The organism is Ornithinibacillus massiliensis, assembly GCF_018310345.1.
GTDB classification, from domain to species: domain Bacteria; phylum Bacillota; class Bacilli; order Bacillales; family Amphibacillaceae; genus Ornithinibacillus; species Ornithinibacillus massiliensis.
Genome location: NZ_JAGXBY010000003.1, coordinates 161390 through 182447, shown reverse-complemented (window position 1 = coordinate 182447; position 21058 = coordinate 161390). Strand labels below are relative to the sequence as shown.

The 21058-nt window shown below is 37.0% G+C and carries 21 protein-coding genes, 1 tRNA gene and 2 pseudogenes; 11 read left to right on the top strand and 13 right to left on the bottom strand.

The features are described from left to right. Positions 1–278: 278 nt before the first annotated feature. From KGF86_RS09515 to KGF86_RS09505, 3 genes are all read right to left on the bottom strand, one after another. On the bottom strand, positions 279–1175 hold the full coding sequence (locus tag KGF86_RS09515) for a DsbA family protein (RefSeq protein WP_186871362.1): 897 nt from the start codon (positions 1173–1175) through the stop codon (positions 279–281). 14 nt (positions 1176–1189) lie between these two features. Then, positions 1190–1570 (bottom strand): globin domain-containing protein, encoded by a 381-nt coding sequence (locus KGF86_RS09510; protein ID WP_186871361.1) that lies wholly within the window; start codon positions 1568–1570, stop codon positions 1190–1192. Between the two features lie 81 nt (positions 1571–1651). Next, entirely contained in the window at positions 1652–2221 is a 570-nt protein-coding gene (locus KGF86_RS09505) for a CYTH domain-containing protein (protein WP_186871360.1), read from the bottom strand. A gap of 123 nt (positions 2222–2344) precedes the next feature. Here KGF86_RS09505 and yjbM point away from each other — a divergent pair, with 123 nt between their 5' ends. From yjbM to KGF86_RS09490, 3 genes are read left to right on the top strand one after another with little or no spacing between them, the layout of a single operon-like run. Then, positions 2345–2953, top strand: coding sequence for a GTP diphosphokinase (gene yjbM / locus KGF86_RS09500; protein WP_186871359.1), 609 nt, complete (start codon positions 2345–2347; stop codon positions 2951–2953). Positions 2954–2978: 25 nt separating this feature from the next. Then, positions 2979–3779, top strand: a complete 801-nt coding sequence (locus KGF86_RS09495) for an NAD kinase (RefSeq protein WP_186871358.1) — start codon at positions 2979–2981, stop codon at positions 3777–3779. A 19-nt stretch (positions 3780–3798) separates the two neighbouring features. Beyond that, positions 3799–4680, top strand: a complete 882-nt coding sequence (locus tag KGF86_RS09490; protein WP_186871357.1) for an RluA family pseudouridine synthase — start codon at positions 3799–3801, stop codon at positions 4678–4680. Here KGF86_RS09490 and prpE read toward each other — a convergent pair whose 3' ends face one another. Next, a complete protein-coding gene (prpE, locus tag KGF86_RS09485; RefSeq protein WP_186871356.1) occupies positions 4681–5427 on the bottom strand; it encodes a bis(5'-nucleosyl)-tetraphosphatase PrpE in 747 nt (248 codons plus the stop codon). Between the two features lie 51 nt (positions 5428–5478). Then, complete coding sequence (locus tag KGF86_RS09480) at positions 5479–6648, bottom strand: FtsW/RodA/SpoVE family cell cycle protein (RefSeq protein ID WP_211741695.1); 1170 nt, start codon at positions 6646–6648, stop codon at positions 5479–5481. 147 nt (positions 6649–6795) lie between these two features. Here KGF86_RS09480 and mgtE point away from each other — a divergent pair. Then, positions 6796–8156, top strand: a pseudogene (gene mgtE / locus KGF86_RS09475) (magnesium transporter). Positions 8157–8640: 484 nt separating this feature from the next. Then, positions 8641–9204 (top strand): CotO family spore coat protein, encoded by a 564-nt coding sequence (locus KGF86_RS09470; protein WP_211741694.1) that lies wholly within the window; start codon positions 8641–8643, stop codon positions 9202–9204. 49 nt (positions 9205–9253) lie between these two features. Here the strand turns inward: KGF86_RS09470 and KGF86_RS09465 are convergent, their stop codons facing one another. Beyond that, positions 9254–9745, bottom strand: coding sequence for a CotY/CotZ family spore coat protein (locus KGF86_RS09465; protein WP_211741693.1), 492 nt, complete (start codon positions 9743–9745; stop codon positions 9254–9256). 225 nt (positions 9746–9970) lie between these two features. Between KGF86_RS09465 and KGF86_RS09460 the strand changes: the two genes are divergently transcribed. From KGF86_RS09460 to KGF86_RS09445, 4 genes and pseudogenes are all read left to right on the top strand, one after another. After that, complete coding sequence (locus KGF86_RS09460; RefSeq protein WP_211741692.1) at positions 9971–10186, top strand: hypothetical protein; 216 nt, start codon at positions 9971–9973, stop codon at positions 10184–10186. An 87-nt stretch (positions 10187–10273) separates the two neighbouring features. Then, a complete protein-coding gene (locus KGF86_RS09455; RefSeq protein WP_211741691.1) occupies positions 10274–10471 on the top strand; it encodes a hypothetical protein in 198 nt (65 codons plus the stop codon). 72 nt (positions 10472–10543) lie between these two features. Further along, a complete protein-coding gene (locus tag KGF86_RS09450; protein ID WP_211741690.1) occupies positions 10544–10816 on the top strand; it encodes a hypothetical protein in 273 nt (90 codons plus the stop codon). A gap of 181 nt (positions 10817–10997) precedes the next feature. Continuing rightward, positions 10998–11615, top strand: a pseudogene (locus KGF86_RS09445) (nucleoside deaminase); the annotation flags it as partial. Between the two features lie 290 nt (positions 11616–11905). Here KGF86_RS09445 and KGF86_RS09440 read toward each other — a convergent pair. From KGF86_RS09440 to KGF86_RS09415, 6 genes are all read right to left on the bottom strand, one after another. Beyond that, positions 11906–12607: a YetF domain-containing protein gene (locus KGF86_RS09440; protein WP_425516481.1), complete on the bottom strand. Its 702-nt coding sequence runs from the start codon at positions 12605–12607 to the stop codon at positions 11906–11908. A gap of 88 nt (positions 12608–12695) precedes the next feature. Continuing rightward, complete coding sequence (locus KGF86_RS09435; protein WP_211741689.1) at positions 12696–13121, bottom strand: GNAT family N-acetyltransferase; 426 nt, start codon at positions 13119–13121, stop codon at positions 12696–12698. Beyond that, on the bottom strand, positions 13118–13636 hold the full coding sequence (locus tag KGF86_RS09430) for a YjcG family protein (protein WP_211741688.1): 519 nt from the start codon (positions 13634–13636) through the stop codon (positions 13118–13120). The genes KGF86_RS09435 and KGF86_RS09430 overlap by 4 nt, the downstream gene beginning before the upstream one ends. Positions 13637–13746: 110 nt before the next feature. Next, the gene (locus tag KGF86_RS09425; protein WP_211741687.1) at positions 13747–14475 is read right to left on the bottom strand and encodes an alpha/beta hydrolase; all 729 of its coding nucleotides are present in this window, start codon (positions 14473–14475) and stop codon (positions 13747–13749) included. Between the two features lie 63 nt (positions 14476–14538). Continuing rightward, entirely contained in the window at positions 14539–16371 is a 1833-nt protein-coding gene (locus KGF86_RS09420; protein WP_211741686.1) for an ABC transporter ATP-binding protein, read from the bottom strand. Continuing rightward, positions 16361–18091 carry an ABC transporter ATP-binding protein gene (locus KGF86_RS09415; protein ID WP_211741685.1) on the bottom strand — a complete coding sequence of 577 codons (1731 nt, stop codon included), beginning with the start codon at positions 18089–18091 and terminating at the stop codon, positions 16361–16363. Before KGF86_RS09415 ends, KGF86_RS09420 begins: the two co-directional genes overlap by 11 nt. 394 nt (positions 18092–18485) lie before the next feature. Here KGF86_RS09415 and KGF86_RS09410 point away from each other — a divergent pair, with 394 nt between their 5' ends. Continuing rightward, positions 18486–19328, top strand: a complete 843-nt coding sequence (locus KGF86_RS09410) for an N-acetylmuramoyl-L-alanine amidase (protein WP_211741684.1) — start codon at positions 18486–18488, stop codon at positions 19326–19328. A 122-nt stretch (positions 19329–19450) separates the two neighbouring features. On the opposite strand, the gene KGF86_RS09405 is transcribed toward KGF86_RS09410, so the two are convergent. Beyond that, positions 19451–19523, bottom strand: a tRNA-Val gene (locus KGF86_RS09405). Between the two features lie 419 nt (positions 19524–19942). Here KGF86_RS09405 and proC point away from each other — a divergent pair. Further along, the gene (gene proC / locus KGF86_RS09400) at positions 19943–20737 is read left to right on the top strand and encodes a pyrroline-5-carboxylate reductase (RefSeq protein ID WP_186869980.1); all 795 of its coding nucleotides are present in this window, start codon (positions 19943–19945) and stop codon (positions 20735–20737) included. Positions 20738–21058: the final 321 nt, after the last annotated feature.

The following is a 21058-nucleotide window of genomic DNA, read 5'->3' as shown; positions in this document are numbered from 1 at the left end:
AATATATATGTAAGTCAAAGTAATAATAGAAGTGACAGATTTGTGAAAAGAAAAACAAACTAGTTGCGAAAAATGGTTGTAACTGATATATTATTAATGTGAGATGAATCACAAACAAAACCCCTTTGTTTGATCATGAAACTTTCTCCCATCCCCCTTTGTTTTGATACAAAGAAGTGAGAAAAAGAAGGATATACGCTGCCCCGTATATCCTTTATTTTTTCTTAAATGAGTAAAAAACCAAGGAATCCCCCTTGGTTTTTTGTTTAATATAATCGTTATCTTTGTTCATTAAATTGCCAAAATGTCCCATGTTTAGCAGGAATCTTTTCTACAATTTGCTTTAATTGGAGTTTTTTCATTTCGCGTTCTGCTTTTTCCAGGGTCCAGTTATATACTACAGATACTTCCTTTGTTCCAACTACACCAAAACGTTGTACGAAATCTTCTAACGAAGGATGTTGTGAAGGAATGGGCAGGTGCTCTGTCATTTCACTTAAAACCCGGACATAAATTTCGTAAGGGTAAAGGCCAGAGATTTTTATTCCTTGCTCTTCAATATTTTTATGGAAAAATACCATCGTTGGCATGTAATCAATTTCCATTTCACGGTTTAATTTATAATCACATTGTAATGCTTTCCTTGCCGAATCGGAATGTAAATCATTTCTAAATTCTTGAATGTCTAGCTTGGCAGCTTTTGCACACTCCAACAATACGGATTCTTTAGAGATATCCATCTTTTTTAAGAATAGGCATTCTTGTACTTTACGTAAGAATACTTTACCATAACGTATTCCTTGAAGCTCAGCAGCTTTGATAGCTAAATAGGCTGTGATAGGGGAGTGAATTGGGTTTTCTAGCCATAAATCACCATCACAACTCATTCCTGTTCTAGATGCGGTACGTTCCCAAATCTCTCTAAGTCTTTTTGGTTGATCAAAATTATCATGATTAAGCGGCCTAGAGGCACCTGAAATTATTGGTCTTAGCGTAAACAATCGTCCATATTCAATTGATAGCTTTTTTAAATACGGCTCAAGTGACCAGCATTCCGGACACATCGGGTCGATAAATACATATATTTCAATTGGTTTTTTTACAGTATCACAACTATATTCGGACGATGTGTTTGCTTTCTGTGAGCTAATTAGCTCAGTTCGTTCCCAGCTCACATCGATTCTCCTTTCTATTGTTCGGGTGTATTCATCATATGATTGGCGGTCATGGTCAACTTTTCAAATATAGCTGTACGGTATGGTTCTTCAATTTCCACTTCTTCTAATGCTGCTTCCATGCAATCTAACCAAGCATCTCTTCGTGAAGGTGTAATTTCAAATGGTAGGTGTCTACGTCTCATCATAGGGTGTCCTCGTTCTTCTGTATAAACAGGAGGACCGCCGAAAAATTGCGTTAAGAATAATGTCTGTTTCCTTGCGGTTTCAGTAAGATCCTCTGGAAAAATAGGAGTGAGTTTCGGATGATTTCCAACTCGTCTATAAAAAGCAGCCACAAGCCGTTCGATAGTCTCATAGCCACCAATTGCTTCAAATATTGTTCGATGATTCACGTTTATTTACTCCTTATCAATGGTGTCTATATTGTAGCAACAATAAATAAGGGTGAGCAAATAATCTGATTGTACTATATTTTAAGATAGGCTAGAAAAGAATCTTGCTATTTTGTTTGGTGTTTCTTTTTGGGTAATATGATATGTTTCTAGAATGTTCGTAAGAGCAGTTAAGCCAGCTTCTTTACTCTGCGACTCTATCTCTAGTTCATAGTCTTCCACATGATTATATTGACTATAATCTAAAACAATTATGAGTCCATTTTCCTGGTATTCGCGCCGAATTGTAGTTAGATTACCTACATAGTGTAACTCATCTGTATCGATATTCATTTGATTTAATTGAATGGTGGTCGCTTCTTTTGGGATTGGATGACGATTAATCCATGATAATGCTTCTGCCTCGGTCAGTGAGTCGTGTGTTTCTAGTAGGCCATCTTTATGAGGCTCTTTTAAAGTTAGTTGGTATTGATTATTCTTTTTACGAATTCTTAATGCTGCATGATGTTGACGTAGTTTAAAGTCTGCTGTTTCGAAGTAGTAATTTATTTGTTCTTTCCCTTCTTTTGGAAAAGGTAGATTATTCAATAGGGTTTCATATTCTTCTTTTGTTAATAGGTTTTTATATTCGATTTCGATTTCTTGTGCCATTTGGTACCTCCAGGAATTTCTTAATTACATTGATTATGGCGAAACAGAAGTAATTATGCAAAGAATATATATTTCTTTTGTGTTAAAATAAAAACGAAATAGTCATTACAGGTGGTGTTCCAAATGAATTGGGAAGCAATACTTGCACCTTATTCACAAGTAGTCGAAGAATTAAAGGTTAAATTAAAAGGCATGCGTGCACAATTTGAATATGAGACAAGACATTCTCCGATAGAATTTATTGTTGGACGTGTGAAACCGGTGCAAAGTATTTTAGAAAAGGCAGAAAAAAGAAAAATACCGCTTAATCGAATTGAGCAAGATATCCAAGATATAGCTGGGATACGAGTTGTATGTCAGTTTGTAGATGATATTTATACAGTTGTCGAAATGCTGAGGTCTCGTAAAGACTTTACCATAGTAGAAGAGAAGGATTACATAGCTAATGAAAAAGAAAGTGGATATCGCTCTTTTCATATGCTAATTGAATATCCAGTTGAAACTATTCATGGGAATAAAGTGATTATGGCAGAAATTCAAATTCGTACATTAGCGATGAATTTCTGGGCTACGAATGAGCATTCATTGAATTATAAATATAAAGGTAGAATTCCAGAGGATATTAAGTTGAGGTTACAGCTTGCTGCAGAAGCTGCATTTAAGCTAGATGAAGAAATGTCAAAAATAAAAACTGAAATTCAAGAAGCGCGACGGATTTTTCATCGGAAATAAATATTACTAATAGGAGGACATGAGATTGAAGTTTAAAATCATTTCAAAGGGAGACGATAGATCGAATAAGATTAAAGCTAAAATGAAACAGCATTTAATCGACTTTGATCTATTATATGATCGCGAAGAACCGGATTTGGTTATTTCAGTTGGGGGAGATGGCACTTTTTTAGAAGCATTCCATCGCTATAACCATCGACTTAGCCAAACAGCTTTTATTGGGATTCACACAGGCCATTTAGGGTTTTATGCGGATTACTTGCCTGAGGAATTGGAGAAACTTGTAATCGAAATTGCGAAGACACCTTATCAGATCGTGGAATATCCATTATTAGAGGTTACAATTCGATCGAAAACTGGAAATAAGACGGATAGATATTTAGCATTAAATGAAGCGACGATTAAAACACCCGAAAGCTCTGTTGTATTTGATGTTGAAATTAGAGGAGAACGGTTTGAGACATTTCGTGGAGATGGCTTATGTATATCTACACCTTCTGGTAGTACGGCTTATAATAAAGCACTAGGTGGTGGGATTATTCACCCGACTCTAGAGGCAATTCAATTAACTGAAATGGCATCAATAAATAATCGGGTATTTCGTACCATTGGCTCTCCGTTAATTTTACCAAAGCATCATACATGTCTATTAAAGCCAATTGTCGATCGTAGCTTCTTTATAACGATTGACCATATTACGCATAATTACACGAATGTGAAATCTATTCAATGTCGCGTGGCCAAGGAGAAAATTCGTTTTGCCCGGTTTAGGCCGTTCCCGTTCTGGAATCGAGTACGTGACTCCTTTATTGCAGAGAATAATTAAGGTATAGGTGATTAATTCGATGAGATGGATCATCCAGAATGAAACAGAAGGAAAACTATTACGTGAATTTTTACAAAATGATCAAGACTTTTCAAGGCGTCTATTGAAAAGTCTTATTTATGATGGAGGAAAGATACTCGTTAATGGTGAGCCGGAGAATTTGCGCTATAGGTTAAAGTCCGGAGATATTGTTTCGGTAGAGTTTGCAATGGAAGTTAAGGGGCCGCTTATGCAAGCTGAGCATATACCACTAGATATCATGTATGAAGATGATGCGATAATGGTTATTAATAAACAAACGGGTATTGCTACAATACCTTCCATTATTCACCAAACAGGCACATTAGCGAATGGGATTCTATATCACTATGAAACACATAATATCCCTTATACGGTTCATGTGGTTACAAGGCTTGATCGAGATACATCAGGCTTATTATTAATAGCCAAACACCGTTTAAGTCATTCCATTTTATCAGCCAGTCAAAAAAAGGGGAAGGTGAAACGTAAGTATTATGCTTTAGTTGAGGGGGTTCTTAAAGAAAAAAAAGGTATTATCGATGCTAATATTGCTAGAAAAGAAGGCTCTATAATTGAACGAACTGTTCGGGAGGACGGTCAAAGAGCAATCACACATTTTCAGGTTGTACAGGAAACTAATTCCCATAGTTTACTCGCTGTACAGCTTGAAACAGGAAGGACGCATCAAATTCGTGTGCATTTTTCTCATATCGGCCATCCGCTAGCAGGAGATGATTTATATGGAGGAAAGAAAACACTAATAAATCGTCAAGCGCTCCATTGCTTTGAGCTAGGCTTTGAACACCCTGGAACAAAAGAATGGATGACTTATCAAGCTCCTTTACCAGAAGATATGAAACAGATCCTTCCAGACATGTAATTAGCTGTCTGGGAAGGATCGGAATTTATCTGGATGAAAAGGTTGTTCAGATGGAACACTGACAATTCTTTCTTCTGGCAGTCGAAATGCGGTTAATTTGTTACCAAACACACACCCCGTATCAATATTGATCGTTTTGTTTACGATTCGCGGATTCCGCACAGGTGTATGACCATACACAATCCAAGCATCCCCTTGATAATGCTGTGCCCAATCTCGGCGAATTGGTCTACCTGCCTTATCAAATTCGCCCGTAATATCTCCATACAATACAAATGTTTTTACCTTATTGTCATAACGCCCAATATAAGCTTGTTTAATTCCTGCATGAGCAACGACTGCATTTACTTCTGGTAATGGTAGGTAGAGTGGTGCTTCCTCATATAGCTCTATGAACTGACTTCGGATTTGGTCCTGTACTTTTTCGTTTAAGGCCATATACTCCATTACGGTAGTCTCCAAACCATGCTGATGTTGCACTTTATTACCTAAGAAATAACGATACAATTTATTACAATGATTACCTGGTACATATTTTGCCTTTTTGTGCTTCACGACCATCTCATATACAATTTGAATCACGTGAATCGATTCTGGGCCACGGTCCGTTAGATCCCCAACAAATACTGGAATACGGTTATCGGGGTGAAGGTAGATACCATCTATGCTTTGGTAACCTAATTCCTCAAACAAACTACAAAGTTCTTGGTAGCAGCCATGAACATCACCAATAATATCAACTTTCATTCTATCACCTCATTGTAAAAGGAAAGCGAGAATAGTATCTGCTATTCTCGCTTATTCAAACATATATTTTTTTGTTCGAGAGTGAATATTTAATACAATCCCAATTGCTAATAGATATGTTAAGGTTGAACTACCACCATAGCTTAAGAACGGTAACGGTAAACCAGTGATTGGGAGTAGCTGAATGGACATGCCGATGTTTTGAAATATTTGATAAGCAAACATCCCTACAGTTCCTGTTACAATATAGCTTGCATAACTGTCATTACTTTGAATGGCGATATAAATTAGACGATATAGTAATAGGAAGAATAATGTTACAACAATACTAGAACCAATAAAACCAAATTGCTCTGCAATAGCGGTAAATATCATGTCCGTATGGCGTTCAGGGACGCTTACTTGCATGACTTCAATTCCCTTTCCGAAAAGCTGACCAGAACCAATAGCCATCATGGCACGTATTAATTGATAGCCAGATTCAGAGTACTGTTCAGGACTAAGCCACCCGTAGAAACGACTAGATACGTGTTTAAACACGGTTTCTTCTAAAAATACAGCTATAGAATCTGGGAAAAGGAAGTAGGCAGCAACAATTAATCCTATTCCACCTAATGCAATTAGTATAATACTTAAAATCAAGCTCCAGCGAATGCCGGATACTAAAATCATTGCCCCTGTAATAGCGGCTAGAACTAATAATCCACCTAAGTCAGGCTGTACTGCTATTAGTCCCATTGGTGGAAGGGAAAGTAAAAGTATTTTGCATAGTAACCATAAATCATTCTTAACAGTTGGTTTGATATATTTTTGGTTATGGAAATACATAACATGTGCCAATGTTAAAATGAGAATTACTTTCATAAATTCAGCAGGCTGTAGAGTTCCAAGTACAGGGAATTTGAACCAACTCACAGCATTATTTACTTCGTGGACAATCCCTGGTGGAAACCCAAAAAACAGCATGAGTAACATGACCATACCAATTCCATAAAGGATCCAGGTTAATTGCCTGAAACGGTCATAGTCAATTTGCATAAGTAATGCGATGATAAGTCCTCCACCAACATACCAAATGATTTGTTTTTGAAAGAAGTTTTGGTCTGCTAATGTTGCAGGTAAGGTGGGTTCGACCGTATATATCGTGAAAACACTCACGATACCTAACAGCAGTATAATTGATATTAATGTATAATCAATGTTATTTTTATTAGTATTCATGATTGTTCCTTACTTTCTATATGATACTTTTGTTATTTTTAAAACATAGTTTACGCATTATACTATTATAGCATCTTTCTGTAATTAGATGAATGATTTTTACAGGTATGTATAACGATGATAGATATATTTAAAAGGGGGTTGCATATGGACAATAAAGAGGAAGTAAAGGGGGAAGCGTTCAATAGGCTTCTAGAAATTTTGCAAAGTGAAAATATATACGGTTTTAGAGAACGTTTTCTAGACATGCACCCATATGATCAGGCGTTATTTTTTACGGAAGTAGAAAAAATGGACCGTATGTTAATTTATAGCTACCTCTCTCCAGAGGAAGTGGCGGCGATGATGGAGCATATTGGGCTTGAAGATATTCAACCATTCTTCACTGAAATGGATACGAACTATGCTTCCATGGTATTTGCTGAAATGTCGACCGATGATGCGGTGGACATCCTAAATGAGATGGAGAAAGAAAAGGTTGTAAGCTTTTTAACAATAATGAATAAAGCGGATGCTGAAGACATTAAGGATCTTCTTCATTATGAGGAAAAGACTGCGGGTAGTATTATGACAACTTAGTTCATCTCGGTAAACAAAATGCAAACCGTGAAAGATACAATGAAGCAGTTGAAAGAAGAAGCTCCAGATGCGGAAACGATTTATTATTTATATGTGGTCGATGGTGATAAAAGATTAGTCGGCGTTCTGTCATTACGGGATCTTATCATTGCTGATGATCATACAACGATTGAAAGTATTATGAATGAAAAAGTTTTCCACGTCTCTGTGGCAGAAAATCAGCAAGATGTTGCTAAATCCATGCGGGATTATGATTTTCTTGCCGTTCCAGTTGTTGATTTTCAACAACATTTATTAGGAATTATTACCGTTGATGATATTTTAGATGTATGGAAGAAGAGGCTAGTGAAGATTATTCTCGCTTAGCAGGTATTTCTGATGGGGATAGTAAGGATACTAATCCTTTAATAGCTGCAAAGAAACGTTTACCATGGTTAATTATATTATTATTCTTGGGATTATTGACTGCTAGTTTAATTGGTCAGTTTGAGGAAACCTTAAATCAAGTTACCATACTCTCTATTTTTATTCCGTTAATTGGGGGGATGGCTGGGAATACAGGAACCCAGGCGCTAGCAGTAGCTGTTCGGGGACTGGCTACTGGTGAATATGGTGATTCTGCTAAGCTAAAATTGATTCTTCGTGAAGCGGGTACCGGGCTTATCACGGGAACGGTGTGTGGTTTGATTATAACTGTCGTCATCTTTTTATGGCAGGATAACATATATTTAGGAATTCTAGTTGGCTTATCAATCATGTTAACCTTGATTGTGGCAACACTTGCTGGTTCATTTATTCCACTACTAATGGATCGTTTTCGTATTGATCCAGCTGTAGCTTCCGGCCCATTTATTACGACGATAAATGATATTATTTCGGTACTAATATATTTTGGACTAGCTACGACTTTTATGCGTTTATTGTTATAAGCAATATGTATAGATAACTGTTTAGCTAAAAAAGCATATGGTTTTCGGTTTTTTATATAAACCAAGTAAACGAATATAGATATGTCTTGAAAGGAGGCTGGGTTTAAATAAGAGAATTAAATGTAAAATCGAATGATACACGATACTAGCTCCGGAAATATACGTAGACTCCTGTAGGAGGATAGGGCAAGGTTGAGACTCCTAAAGAAGTAGCACGAGAAGGCTCACCAGCCACCGGCGGTAAAGAAGACACTGCGAGTTTCTCTCGAGAAGATGTCGCCCCTGTATTGGAAGTGAAATGAAGTATATTTCTGGAGCGGGGTCCTTGCTCATCATCCGGTTTTTCCTAGGTAAATTCTTTTGTCCCATCCTCTTCTTAGTTTTCTGCGAGGAACAAGCACTTTTATAAATAGGCATTTAACACCATTTAATTCTTTAGGTCATATAATAGGTTGACGACAAAGAATAGAAAGGGGTTTAGTAAATGAAACGCAGAAAATATGCAAGAGAACCGTTACTATACATTCATCAGCCCACAGTGGATACGCCAACCGCACCGATGCAGCATTCCTATACGTCTACAAAAAAACAAACAAACCAATCTGTCTCCTCATCGCCTACCCATTCAGAAGCTGGAGCTAAATCACAAGAGACAATAAAAAAAAGACCTAGTTTAAACGCATTTAGTACAGGGATATCGAATGCCAATGAAGTAAAAGAACCACAAGTGAAAAAGAGACGTCCATCTTTTCCTACACAAGAGCTAGAAGAGATGGAATCATCCTCATCAAGCTTGGAGGAAGTGTCGGAGGATAATAAATTAGAGCGGAAGAAGTTTAAAGAAATGACCCTTATGGAAAAAATAGACTATTTCATAAAAACACCAAGTCATTTACCAAGAATGCGGTGTGAAGTAGTTACAAACGACAATAAGTATCGAGGGATCATGTTAGACAAGGAAAATGAAGTGATAAAGATGAGGGTCGGAAGAAGAACAACAGAGGTTTCAATAGAAGATATTACAGATATTAGACTTTTAGGGTTTTAAATAGTAAAAGAAAACACCATGGAAAGCTATCCCATGGTGTTCTTATTTATCAATCAAATACACTAATAGCTGGTAAGCAAGTTACATGACAGAAGCAATCTAGGTCAACAGTGATACAGATACCAGTGTTTTCTAGATTATGAGTTGATTGATCACAAGGATCCTTTAAATGATCACATTCGCAAGGATCGTTAGGATCACGTAGTAACTCTAGAACAGCACAGCAGTCGTCTGTTACAGTTTTCACACGGAAGATAAAGCTAGATTGAAGCTTACCGATAGTTCCTAATCCGTTCCCACGTCTTGCACCAAATCCTTTAAATGGCTTGCAATCACCTGCGCAGTATAAAATGACAGGTACCGTATCCAACCCATTACCTGGATCTGTTTCACCTAATAAATCATTGATTGATTGCTCACAACTAGTATCACAGCAATTTTCAATAACATCGTTTTGAGCATCTACAATATCACGAAGAATCTCACAAACGCAGTTTTCTTTTGCTGATACACCTTCTACTCTACCATGGCCACAACCCATGAAACATTTCTCCTTTCTAAAGCTAATTGACTATTGTCTCTAATAGAATATGTACATCGTGTTATATGGTGTGGGCGACTGTACGATAAATATTTTTAGGTATTTATCCATGTTTAATGAAGTAAAACAATCAAATAAATAGGAATAAAAAGGGCACTTGACCATACCCATTTTAAATAATGACATAGACTAATATCGAGCAAATATCATGGAGGAGTGACATTCATGTCAGAGAATAATAGAAGAGTAATTCGTGTTAAAGACCTTGTTATTGAAGCAGAAAATGTCATTATTAGACCGGAAAGAAAACGAGATCGTTTCTTTGGTGGATTCAGACAAGACGAAGGTAATGAAAGATATGAGTCAAGCAGCATAGATAACCGTGACCATGATGAATTAGACGATGAAAGAAAAGGTCGCGGACCATTTTCTTGGATTTAACGTATTAACATTAGTTTGCCACCATCCATAACTATAAGCAGCTTAATTGCTGCCTTTTTTTTGCTTATAAAGGAATGGAGGGAAGAAATGGATAGAGAAAAATTCATGAAAAATCTCGAAATTATAGAAAGACACCTTGAAAAGAATGAAAAATGGTTGCAAAGTCCGGAAAAGAAAAAGGTACTATTTGAAAAGGAAATGATTGCGTGGAATACACGTTTTATGAAGAATATGACAGATATTGAAAATTGGATAAAGGATTTTGAAAAAAGAATGGGGGAGTAAGTATTATAGAACAGACATAAACTAATAGAAAATTACGAATAACTTTACAAATAGGGTTGAGGAGGTAGAAATATGGGATATATATTACCAATTCAACAACATGAGTATTCCGATTATCAAAGAAGAATGGTAACGAATAAAAGAACAATTACGACCGTGGAAAAACCATATAAAGCTGGATTACAGGCAAAATATGAAGAATTACAGCATCAAGAAGAAATTAGGAATAATAAAGTAGACTTGATTCTAAATGAAGTGGAGCAATCTGTTTCCGAATTTAGTGAAGTCGATGCTATCTATACAGAGATTACAGGTTTAGGGCAATTTATTAATGAACGTATTTAGTAGGTTGGATGATGTGTATGGCGTGTAGCTTAACTTAGTTCAATGTAATTAAGCGCACTTTATATAGAAGTATTTTTCTTTTATTTCATTATGTTATAATTTTTATAAAATAATGAAAATAAAGAGGGATACGTATGAGATGGTGTGATTTGGAGAACCATGGAAAAGAAGTTTCTTACAAGCTTGGGAGGCATATTGTCATGGGTCTATCCCAATAGGTGCAGTACTTGTTAACCAGGATGGAGAAATTATGTTAGAAGGAAGAAATAGAATACATGAAAAAACTGCCCCAGCAAAGCAAATTTGTTCCAATCGTTTAGCACATGCTGAAATGAATGTATTACTACAATTAGAGCTAAGTGATTATAACCAACTCGAGGGGGCAGCAATTTATTCCACAATGGAACCATGTATTCAATGTTTCGGTGCCATTATCCTTTCCAAAATCAAACAGGTTTACTTTGCTGCTTTAGATGATAAGCTTGCAGGTGGTACAACGATTAAGGATCAACATGGTTTTATTGCGTCGAGAAATATCAAGGTAAATGGGCCACATCCTATTTTAAGTGAAATTCAAATGATATTAAGAACGGATTTCTTGTTGCGTTATGAAAATGCTCGTTCTGCAGAATTAATTGCTGCACATGCGATTGATTATCCAATAGGAGTTTCACTAGGAAGGGATTATTTTGCTTCTAATAAACTTTTGTACATAAAGGATGAACCGAACACATTTCCGAAGATGTTTGATGAAATGGTGGTTGATATTAGAAAAATGAAAGAAGAGGTTAGGACATAACTAATAGAATTAAATGTAAAACCGAATGATACACGATACTAGCTCCGAAAATATACGTAGACTCCTGCGGGAGGAAAGGGCAAGGTTGAGACCCCTAAAGAAGTAGCACGAGGAGGCTAAGGCAGCCGCCCGGCGGTAAAGAAGACACTGCGAGGTTCTCTCGAGCAGATGTCGCCCCTGTACTGGAAGCAACCGCAAGTATATTTCCGGAGCGTGGTCGTAGCTCATCATTCGGTTTTACTTTAAGATTCATCCTTTTGTCCCAGTCTCCTATCAACTTCGCCATCATGCTATTTCTTTTGTTTTCCTCGATTAATAAATGGTAACACTAATAATTCCTCATCCTTCATGTATTCAGCATAAAAAACATCCTTTACATTATCGTATCCTTGTTCTTTTAACTCATCCATTAGCCATTCCTCGGTCAAGTTTCTTTCCTGTAAGTTGTCATAAATGATTTCCCCATCATTAATTAACGTTACAGAAAGATTAGCAGGTTGAGGTGCTAGCTTCATATCCTTCCGTGTAGGCGTTTGGAAATCTGACTTTTTTAATACAGATAATGTACCATTCGTTTCTAATATAGCATACTCCACCTCTCGTAAAGTGAATACATCTTTACCACGGAGCATATGCTGCAATTGATTGATGTCTAATTTATTCTTTTTCATCACATCTCTAATTAATTTTCCTTTACGTATCACTATTTCTGGTGATCCCTCTAATAAAGGTCTTGTTGACTTGAATTTTTGGGTGATAATTTCTGTGACATATAATAAACTACCCCATAATAATAGAACATACCCAATTTGTAATATACCTGAGTTGTCATCAAATAAAGCATTCCCAACCAATTCACCAAGGATGATTGCTGAAATGAAGTCAAAGGCAGTTAGTTGTGATATTTGTGTTTTTCCTAGAATTTTTGTCAGGAGAAATAGAGCAAAGAAACCAAAAATAGTGTCCACTAGCATTTGAGAATATGAAGGCACAATTAACCGTCCCCTTTCCACTAATAGGGTTTCCCAATTGTGCTATGTAATGCGTGAAAATAAAAAAACAGCTCGCCCAGCGAACTGTTTATTGCAATTCTTTTATCATTGTCACATGTGGTATTCCAGCATCCATAAATTCACCTGAAACAGTGTGGTAGCCTAATTTTTTGTAAAATTCCTCAGCATGGGTTTGGGCATTTAATTTGGCTTTGAAATAACCTTTTTCTTTAATTGTCGCTTCCATGGCTTCCATCATGGCTCTTCCAAACGATTTGCCACGGTATTCTTTTAAGATACAAATCCGTTCCAGTTTACCGTATTCTTCAACAAATCGTAATCTGCTAGCAGCAATAGGGTGTTCATCCATGAATCCAACGAAATGAATCGCTGTTTCATCGAATTCATCCAGTTCTTCTTCTGGCGGAACCTGTTGCTCCTTCACAAATACGCTTGTACGCACGTCATATGCCTGTTTCTTTTCTTCAGCTGTTTTAGCTATTTTGATGTTCATACAAGTTCCTTCCCAAATACGAATGATTCATAAACCGTCCAAGAACCATTTTCTAATTGATAAAGAAGCTGGAAGCGATCAACTACTTCTTCGAACTGGAAGCTTTTCATTTTCAATTGACCCAAAATATCCGAGTATTCATCATCTAATAATTTTTGGCCAATCGTAATATGAGGTACAAATGTATAGCGCTCGTTTTGTGGGAATTTTCCCGTATGAAGATTTTCATATAACGCTGTAAGTTCTGGTGTAGGTTCTACTTTTAAGTATATGGTGTTCGTCACAGGAACAAAAGAACTCACTTTATTAATTCGAATAGTAAAGGCTTTTGTTTTGTTAGCAACACGTTTTAGTTCTGGTATTAATTCCTCAATCATATGATCATCTGCTTCAAAAGCTTCTTTTATCGTGATATGTGGTGGAATTAATGGATAATGCGGATCATAACGCTTCCGATACGAGTTAGCTTCATCTTGAATTTTTTTGGATGGAAAAATTGCGATACCGTATTTCATGTAAAAACCTCCTATTCATTTATCCGTATGAGTACATTTGTACATTTTAATTTATACCAAAAACTGCTGTAATGAAAGTGTTTTTTTACCTATTTACAACAACCCGTAAATTAGTCAGTAAAAATGGTTTTTAAAGCATGTTTCATATCTTGTTGCCAATATTTCCAGGTGTGTTCACCATTAGGAATTTCCTTATAGTGATAAGTTAATCCTTTCTGGTCTAACAGCTCTTTTAATTTTCTATTTGGTGTAAGAAAATCTACATCGTGCTCCCTCGTCGTTTGAACACTAGTTTCTGCTAATCCAATGGTGTGGTAAATATCTAATGCCTGAATGTTAGTAGCCTTATCAACTAATGATAGTACGATATCATCGACTAGAGGTGATTGGATAATCACTTTTCCAAACGTATTCGGATACTTAATCGCCAGCAGTAATGCAAAGGTACCAGCTAACGAATCTCCCATTAACGCTCGGGCGCCTCCCATATGATAGGTAGGGAGGAAGTCGTCTAATAATGGTACAACTTCTTTCATTATAAAATGACAGTAGCTATCATATTGTTCACCAGACGGATGGTATTTGTTTAACCGATCATAGCGGTCTTTATAATGAATACCGACAAAAATAGTATTTTCAATTTCCGCCTCATCGTGCAGTTGGTCACTAACTGTTGCTACTCTTCCTAACTGATAATAGTCATTGCCGTCTTGCATGATACAGATATGATATTTATACAATGGTGAAAAAGCCTCCGGCAAATAAATCTTCAGTGTCATGGTTTCACCGAGATAACTACTATTTATTTCTCTTTCTAGCATTTTACCTTTTCTTGCCAATATATTCACCCCATAAGCATTTAACATAGAACTAGTTTATCACGAATTGCTTGCATTGTAATCTTAACTGCCGACTACTTCACGAAGCTGTCCTTTGTATAGGTTATAATAGTTTTCTTTTAAGTCTAATAATTCATTGTGATTCCCTTTTTCTAAAATAGCTCCATGCTCCAACATCACAATTTGATCTGCTTCTTGAATGGTGTTTAAGCGGTGAGCAATAATGAAGCTAGTTCTACCCTTCATTAATTCTTTCAACGCTTCCTGGATTTTTAATTCGGTGATGGTGTCAATATTACTAGTTGCTTCGTCTAGAATAAGTATAGTAGGCTCAGCGATAAAGGCTCTAGCAATAGTAAGTAATTGCTTCTGTCCTTGACTAATTCCACTGCCTTCTTGGTCTAGTATGGTGTCGTAGCCATCAGGTAATTGGACAATAAAATCATGGGCATTTGCTTTCTTCGCTGCTTCAATGACATCATCGTCAGAAGCAGTTAATCGACCATATCGTATGTTTTCCCTAATCGTATTATGGAACAGGAAGGAATCCTGTAGTACAAATGCCATATGTGAACGAAGGCTAGAGCGTTTTATATCTTTTAAATCGATACCATCAAGTGTAATACGACCATGATCATAATTATAAAAGCGAGAGATTAGGTTAATGATGGTCGTTTTACCAGCACCAGTATGACCAACAAAAGCTACGGACTGGCCAGGTTTTGCTTCAAAGCTAACATTGTCAATGATAGTTTCTTCTTCATAGCCGAAAGACACATTCTCAAACTTGAAATGGCCATGAGTACGATGTAATTCAATTGCTTTGTCTTCATCTTGTTCTTCTTCCTCTTCGTCAATTACATTAAATACGCGCTCAGCACCCGCAACCGCAGAGAGAAGCAGGTTGAACTGGTTAGAGAGTTCATTTAACGGTCGAGTAAATTGGCGAGCATATTCGGTGAAAATGACAATAGTACCAACTGTTACTAGTGTAGTATTAATGGCAAGTATACCGCCAACAAGAGCAATCATCCCGAAGCTTAGAAAGTTCAACATGTTCATTACCTTTGGGATAAATCCAGAAATGGTTAATGCCCAAAATCCTGAGTGGTTCAAATCTTTATTTTTGACTTCAAACTCATTGATTACTCGTTCTTCCTGTGAATAGGTTTTAACGACGTGCTGTCCGGACACCGTTTCTTCTACATAGCCGTTTAGTTCACCAAGTCTTTTTTGCTGTAATTTATATAGTGGCCCAGTGCGTTTGGTAATCCAGCGGGTTGCAAAAAACATTACCGGAATAATGGTCATCGTAACGAGTGTTAATAATGGACTTAAGTAAAGCATGACCCCAACCGTACCTAGTAATGTTAATATACTAGAAAATACTTGAATAACAGATTGGTTTAATGTGTTATTAACATTATCGATGTCATTCGTAATACGGCTCATTAGTTCCCCATGCTGCCTTTTATCGAAGTAGGCGATTGGCAATCGGTGAAACTTATGGAACAGTTCAGATCGTAAATCATATACCGTATTTTGAGCGATACCAATCATCCAATAATTCTGCAGGAACACGGATGAAGAATGTAATAAATAGACGAAGAGAAGACCAATTATGAGCATGCCTAAGCCTGCTACTTCCCTATCTACTATGAAATCATCAATTGCCTTCCCGACCATAAATGGTCCAAGTAGACTCATGGCAGAACTAATTAGTACCATGAAGATAACGAACCATAGCTTCGCTTTCTCACGAGCAAGGTAGGACCATATTCGCTTAATTGTACCCCATGTATTCTTTGCCCTTTTTTTCGTTACTTCTTCGGAAATATTTTCGATCGGTATTTTCTCATATTGAAAAGGATCTTTAAGCTGCTGTTTAATGGACATTCAGATACTCCTTTCCAAATTGTGATTCCACAATTTTTCGATATAACTCAGACTTTATTAGAAGTTCTTCATGCGTACCAATGTGTAGCATTTTTCCTTCGTCTAATAGTAATATTCTATCGGCATTCATTGCCGTAGATACTTTTTGCGTGATAATGAATAGTGTATTAAGATCGTCTTGAATCGCATCTAGCAACTTAGCTTCTGTAGCTAAATCCAGTGCACTTGTACTATCATCAAGCATAAGGATTTTAGGCTTGCGAATTAGTGCTCTGGCAATCGATATACGCTGCTTTTGCCCACCAGATAGGTTTACCCCTTTTTGACCGATTTCTGTTTGGTATTGATTTGGAAGCTCCATAATCGTTTCATGAATTTGGGCATCCTGTGCTGCTTTGATAATTTGTTCTTGTGTTGCATTTTCTTTACCCCAGGATATATTGTCTATAATTGGCCCACTAAATAGTAATGGGCTTTGTGGTACATAGCCAATTGCCTTTCGTAGCGCATCTAATTTATAGGATGTGATTGGTTTATCATCAATGAAAATAGCGCCACCCGTCACGTCGTATAGTCTTGGAATCAGTTGAAATAAAGAAGATTTCCCAGAACCAGTAGCACCGATAATAGCAAGCTTTTCACCTGGTTGAACGGTAAAGGAAAGGTTGCGAATAACCGGTTCTCGTGAAGTAGGATAATGGAAGCTAACATCTTTAAATTCAACTTTTCCATTGGTTACACTTTGTATTTCTGTTGCATCTTCGGAATCAAGTAAGTCTACTTTTTCTTCTAGAACCTCACTGATTCTTTCTGCGGAAGCTTTCGTACGAGAGATAGCCATTATAATGAAAGAAAACATTGATATTGCCATCGCTACTCGCATCGCATAGTTTACAATTGCTACAACATCCCCGACCTCTGCTGTACCAGCAACAGACTGTACATTTCCAAACCAAAGAATGAAAATAATACTCAAGTTCATGACAAATAGTAAGATTGGTGTGGAAGCTTCTACAAAACGAAATGTTTTCCGGGTCGTATCGCGTAAGGTAGTATTCGAAGCTGTAAAACGATTTTCTTCATGGTCTCGTCTAAAGAAAGCTTTAATCAATCGCATGCCTGCAAGGTTTTCTTGCATGACACGGTTTACATGGTCAATACTGTTCTGTACGCGGTTAAACATTTTAGAAGCAATTTTTAGTACCCATACTAAAAATACAATCAGAAGTGGTACGGTGATTAAAAAAATAACTGCTAGCTTTGGATTAACAATAAACGCCATTATTACACCGCCGATAGTGATAAGTGGTGCTTTTGCCATAATCCGTAACCCCATGAAAATCGTATTCTGAATCTGCCGAACGTCGTTTGTGAACAGGGTCATGAGATGGGAGGTTGGAAAACGATTTAAATTAGCAAAGGAGAATTCCTGTATTTTCCGGAATAGTCTTTCACGAAGGTCGTGCGCAAACCCCCAACTCACATGGGAAGAATAAAAGGAATTAATGATTCCAGAAATAAATGAGAATAATGCAAGACCAATCATAATGCTGCCCCACATTACAATATTGTTTAAATCCTGGTTGATTACGCCATCGTTAATCATTTTTCCAAGGAAAAATGGTAGTAGTAATTCGACGACAAGTTCAACGAGCATGAGTAAAAAAGCAACAATTGCGGGTAATTTATATGGTTTTAAGAAGGAAAAAACTGTTTTCACGTGAAATATGCCCCCGTTGTCGAAATTATGAATTTTTTAAATTTAAAAATATAATGCTTTTTTATTATAAAGGATAATTTGATTTAGTTCCAAGAATTTATTTCGTGTTTTGAAATAAATGGCGGAGAAGGGAAGGGGAATGGTTGTTCCGTGAATTCCTAAAATGAGAGTTGCCCATCTATTAATATGGGTGAAAGGACACCATTTCCTAATTACTGAATCTAGTGTATTTTATCATGATGAATAATTTATCAGAAGCTAGATTGTTTCTTGATAGAATGCTGTTGGTTGAGTGTAATGCAGTTATAGAAATAAAACCAACTGATGTACTAGGTGGCTGGTCCAATCGGGCAAGCCACTCTTTTAATATAAAGATAGTAGGAGGGGATTTGAAATGTCTAAAATTTATTTAGATCCAGGTCATGGTGGAACAGACCCAGGAGCGGTAGGGAACGGATTGCAAGAAAAAAATGTCAATCTAGCAATCGCCCTAAAAGTTCGCGATATTCTTAATCGTGACTATGACGGCCATAGTATTCGCATGAGTCGTACTAGTGACACTTCACGCACGCTAGCTCAGCGTACAAATGATGCAAATAGCTGGGGAGCAGATTATTTTGTATCTATCCACATTAATGCTGGTGGGGGTACTGGTTACGAAGACTATATTTATAATGGCAGTGTTTCCAGTAATACAGTCACCTACCGTGATAGGCTTCATGCGGAGATCATGCGGCAAGTGGATTTTGTAAATCGTGGAAAGAAAAGAGCAAACTTCCATGTGTTACGTGAGACCAATATGCCAGCTGTACTAACTGAAAATGGCTTTATTGATAATGCAAGTGATGCAGCTAAGCTAAAATCTGATGCTTATTTAACCCGCATTGCCCTAGGCCATGCTAATGGTATTGCTCAAGCTCTAGGATTAAGACGAAAATCGAATGGCGGTGGTCCTGGTACGTACACCGTACAATCTGGTGACACACTGTGGAGTATCGCCCAAGCCCATAATATGACAGTGCAACAATTAAAAGATTTAAATGGATTAACAGACGACACAATCTACCCAGGTCAAGTGCTAATTGTTAGTGGTGGGACAGTATATTACACGGTTGTAGCTGGTGATACATTATGGAGTATTGCACAGCGCTATAATACTACTGTCAATGCCTTAAGGAGCTTGAATGGATTGACAAGTGATGTTATCCATCCGGGAGATCGATTGAGGGTTAGGTGAATGTGCTGTTGAAGTGAATGTGTATCAGCAAACAAAAAGATCCTGTGTAAAATTGTCTGTAAGTAAATAAATAAAAACAAAGCGATTCCTATACGAATTAGGAATCGCTTTGTTTGAAGTGATGATTCCGATTGGGCTCGAACCAACGACCTCCACCCTGTCAAGGTGGCGCTCTCCCAGCTGAGCTACGGAATCATAATCTTTATTGAATAATTATATGGATTCTATCTTTACATGTCAATAAGAAAATGGCTCGACTTAGGTTTGTTATCTTGATGTTAATTAAATCGCGCGACAAGAATGGATTTTCGCACGAGAAAAAGGAAATTCGCGCGTAATCTGATAGAATCGCGCCAGATTAATAGAAAATCGCGCTATAAATCAGGTGTGGCGCGATTTTTAATACATGTGGCGCGATTATTGTGATGTTCGCGCGATATGAAGTAAACCTGGCGCGATTTCTTACGTTTTCCGCGCGAATTTAGACATCTCTAAGCGACCGCATAATGTAAGAGCCTATAACTTAATAAATATATCTACTGCTCTCCCATTGCTATAAAACTAGCAATATACTAAAATATACCTTTATGACATCAGTGGAAAGGATTTTTTACGTGGAACGAAAAATAGGGTTTATTGGTAGTGGGAAAATGGCAGAGGCGATTATCGGGGGGATTGTGAATTCCGAGTTTGTGCTACCGGAGAATATTTATGCATCCAATCGTACTATGCCAAAATTATTAGATTTAAACGTAACGTATGGAATAAACGTTGCGGAAAATAACCAAGATGTTGTGAACAAGAGTGATATTGTTTTTCTTTCAGTTACACCTGATAAATATCCTCTAGTAATAGATGAAATAAAGGATGTCGTGCAAGAAGAGACAATTGTGATTATCATTGCTGCTGGACAATCGATAGCCCAAACTGAAGAACAATTTAATCGCAATATAAAGTTAGTTAAAGCAATGCCAAATACACCTGTACTAGTCGGCGAAGGGTTAACCGCTATTAGTTTTAACCAACTTGTTACACCTGAAGAGCAAATTGAGGTAACACGGTTATTTGAATGCTTTGGTAAAGCAGAGACTATAGATGAAAGTCTAATGGATACGGCTAGTGCGGTAGGTGGGTCATCTCCAGCGTTTGGATATATGTTTATCGAAGCATTAGCAGATGCGGCAGTTGTGAATGGGATGCCACGTGATAAGGCATACCGAATAGCTGCACAAGCACTTTTAGGATCAGCGAAAATGGTATTAGAAACAAATGAACACCCAGGTAAACTAAAAGATGATGTTTGTTCACCAGGTGGTACAACAATTCAGTCTGTAGCTGCTTTGGAAGAAAATGGGTTCCGTTCAGCTATCATAAAAGCGGTACAAGCCAATATAAATAAAATGAGATAAATGAAAAAGGAAGAATCCATGGAGTTGTATCCCTAACTATTAGTTGGTACCATCCATTTGGATTCTTCTCTTTTTTGCTAGTATATAGTTACTAGCAATTACAGGAATATCAACCCCTATTTTTTTCGGAGTAGTACTCGAATAATCCACTGCTACTTGCTTTCTAATATAAAATGATATAGAGTCATTAACCCTCAAACCACCAGATGAAATAAGTCCAATACACCATATTTTTCCATTACTAGCCAATTTTTTCCCAGTGAAATTCCATTCAATAAAACCTAAAATTTAGCTCGATTCTATATTTAAAGAAAGTGTTAA

Excerpts from the sequence above, each read along its gene's own strand:
- KGF86_RS09435 (WP_211741689.1), bottom strand. The coding sequence starts at position 13,121 with ATGAACATCAAAATAGCTAAAACAGCTGAAGAAAAGAAACAGGCATAT.
- KGF86_RS09465 (WP_211741693.1), bottom strand. The coding sequence starts at position 9,745 with ATGGGTTGTGGCCATGGTAGAGTAGAAGGTGTATCAGCAAAAGAAAAC.
- KGF86_RS09505 (WP_186871360.1), bottom strand. The coding sequence starts at position 2,221 with ATGGCACAAGAAATCGAAATCGAATATAAAAACCTATTAACAAAAGAA.
- prpE (WP_186871356.1), bottom strand. The coding sequence starts at position 5,427 with ATGAAAGTTGATATTATTGGTGATGTTCATGGCTGCTACCAAGAACTT.
- KGF86_RS09410 (WP_211741684.1), top strand. The coding sequence starts at position 18,486 with ATGTCTAAAATTTATTTAGATCCAGGTCATGGTGGAACAGACCCAGGA.
- KGF86_RS09450 (WP_211741690.1), top strand. The coding sequence starts at position 10,544 with ATGGGATATATATTACCAATTCAACAACATGAGTATTCCGATTATCAA.
- KGF86_RS09460 (WP_211741692.1), top strand. The coding sequence starts at position 9,971 with ATGTCAGAGAATAATAGAAGAGTAATTCGTGTTAAAGACCTTGTTATT.
- KGF86_RS09455 (WP_211741691.1), top strand. The coding sequence starts at position 10,274 with ATGGATAGAGAAAAATTCATGAAAAATCTCGAAATTATAGAAAGACAC.
- KGF86_RS09490 (WP_186871357.1), top strand. The coding sequence starts at position 3,799 with ATGAGATGGATCATCCAGAATGAAACAGAAGGAAAACTATTACGTGAA.
- KGF86_RS09420 (WP_211741686.1), bottom strand. The coding sequence starts at position 16,371 with ATGTCCATTAAACAGCAGCTTAAAGATCCTTTTCAATATGAGAAAATA.
- KGF86_RS09480 (WP_211741695.1), bottom strand. The coding sequence starts at position 6,648 with ATGAATACTAATAAAAATAACATTGATTATACATTAATATCAATTATA.
- yjbM (WP_186871359.1), top strand. The coding sequence starts at position 2,345 with ATGAATTGGGAAGCAATACTTGCACCTTATTCACAAGTAGTCGAAGAA.
- KGF86_RS09470 (WP_211741694.1), top strand. The coding sequence starts at position 8,641 with ATGAAACGCAGAAAATATGCAAGAGAACCGTTACTATACATTCATCAG.
- KGF86_RS09430 (WP_211741688.1), bottom strand. The coding sequence starts at position 13,636 with ATGAAATACGGTATCGCAATTTTTCCATCCAAAAAAATTCAAGATGAA.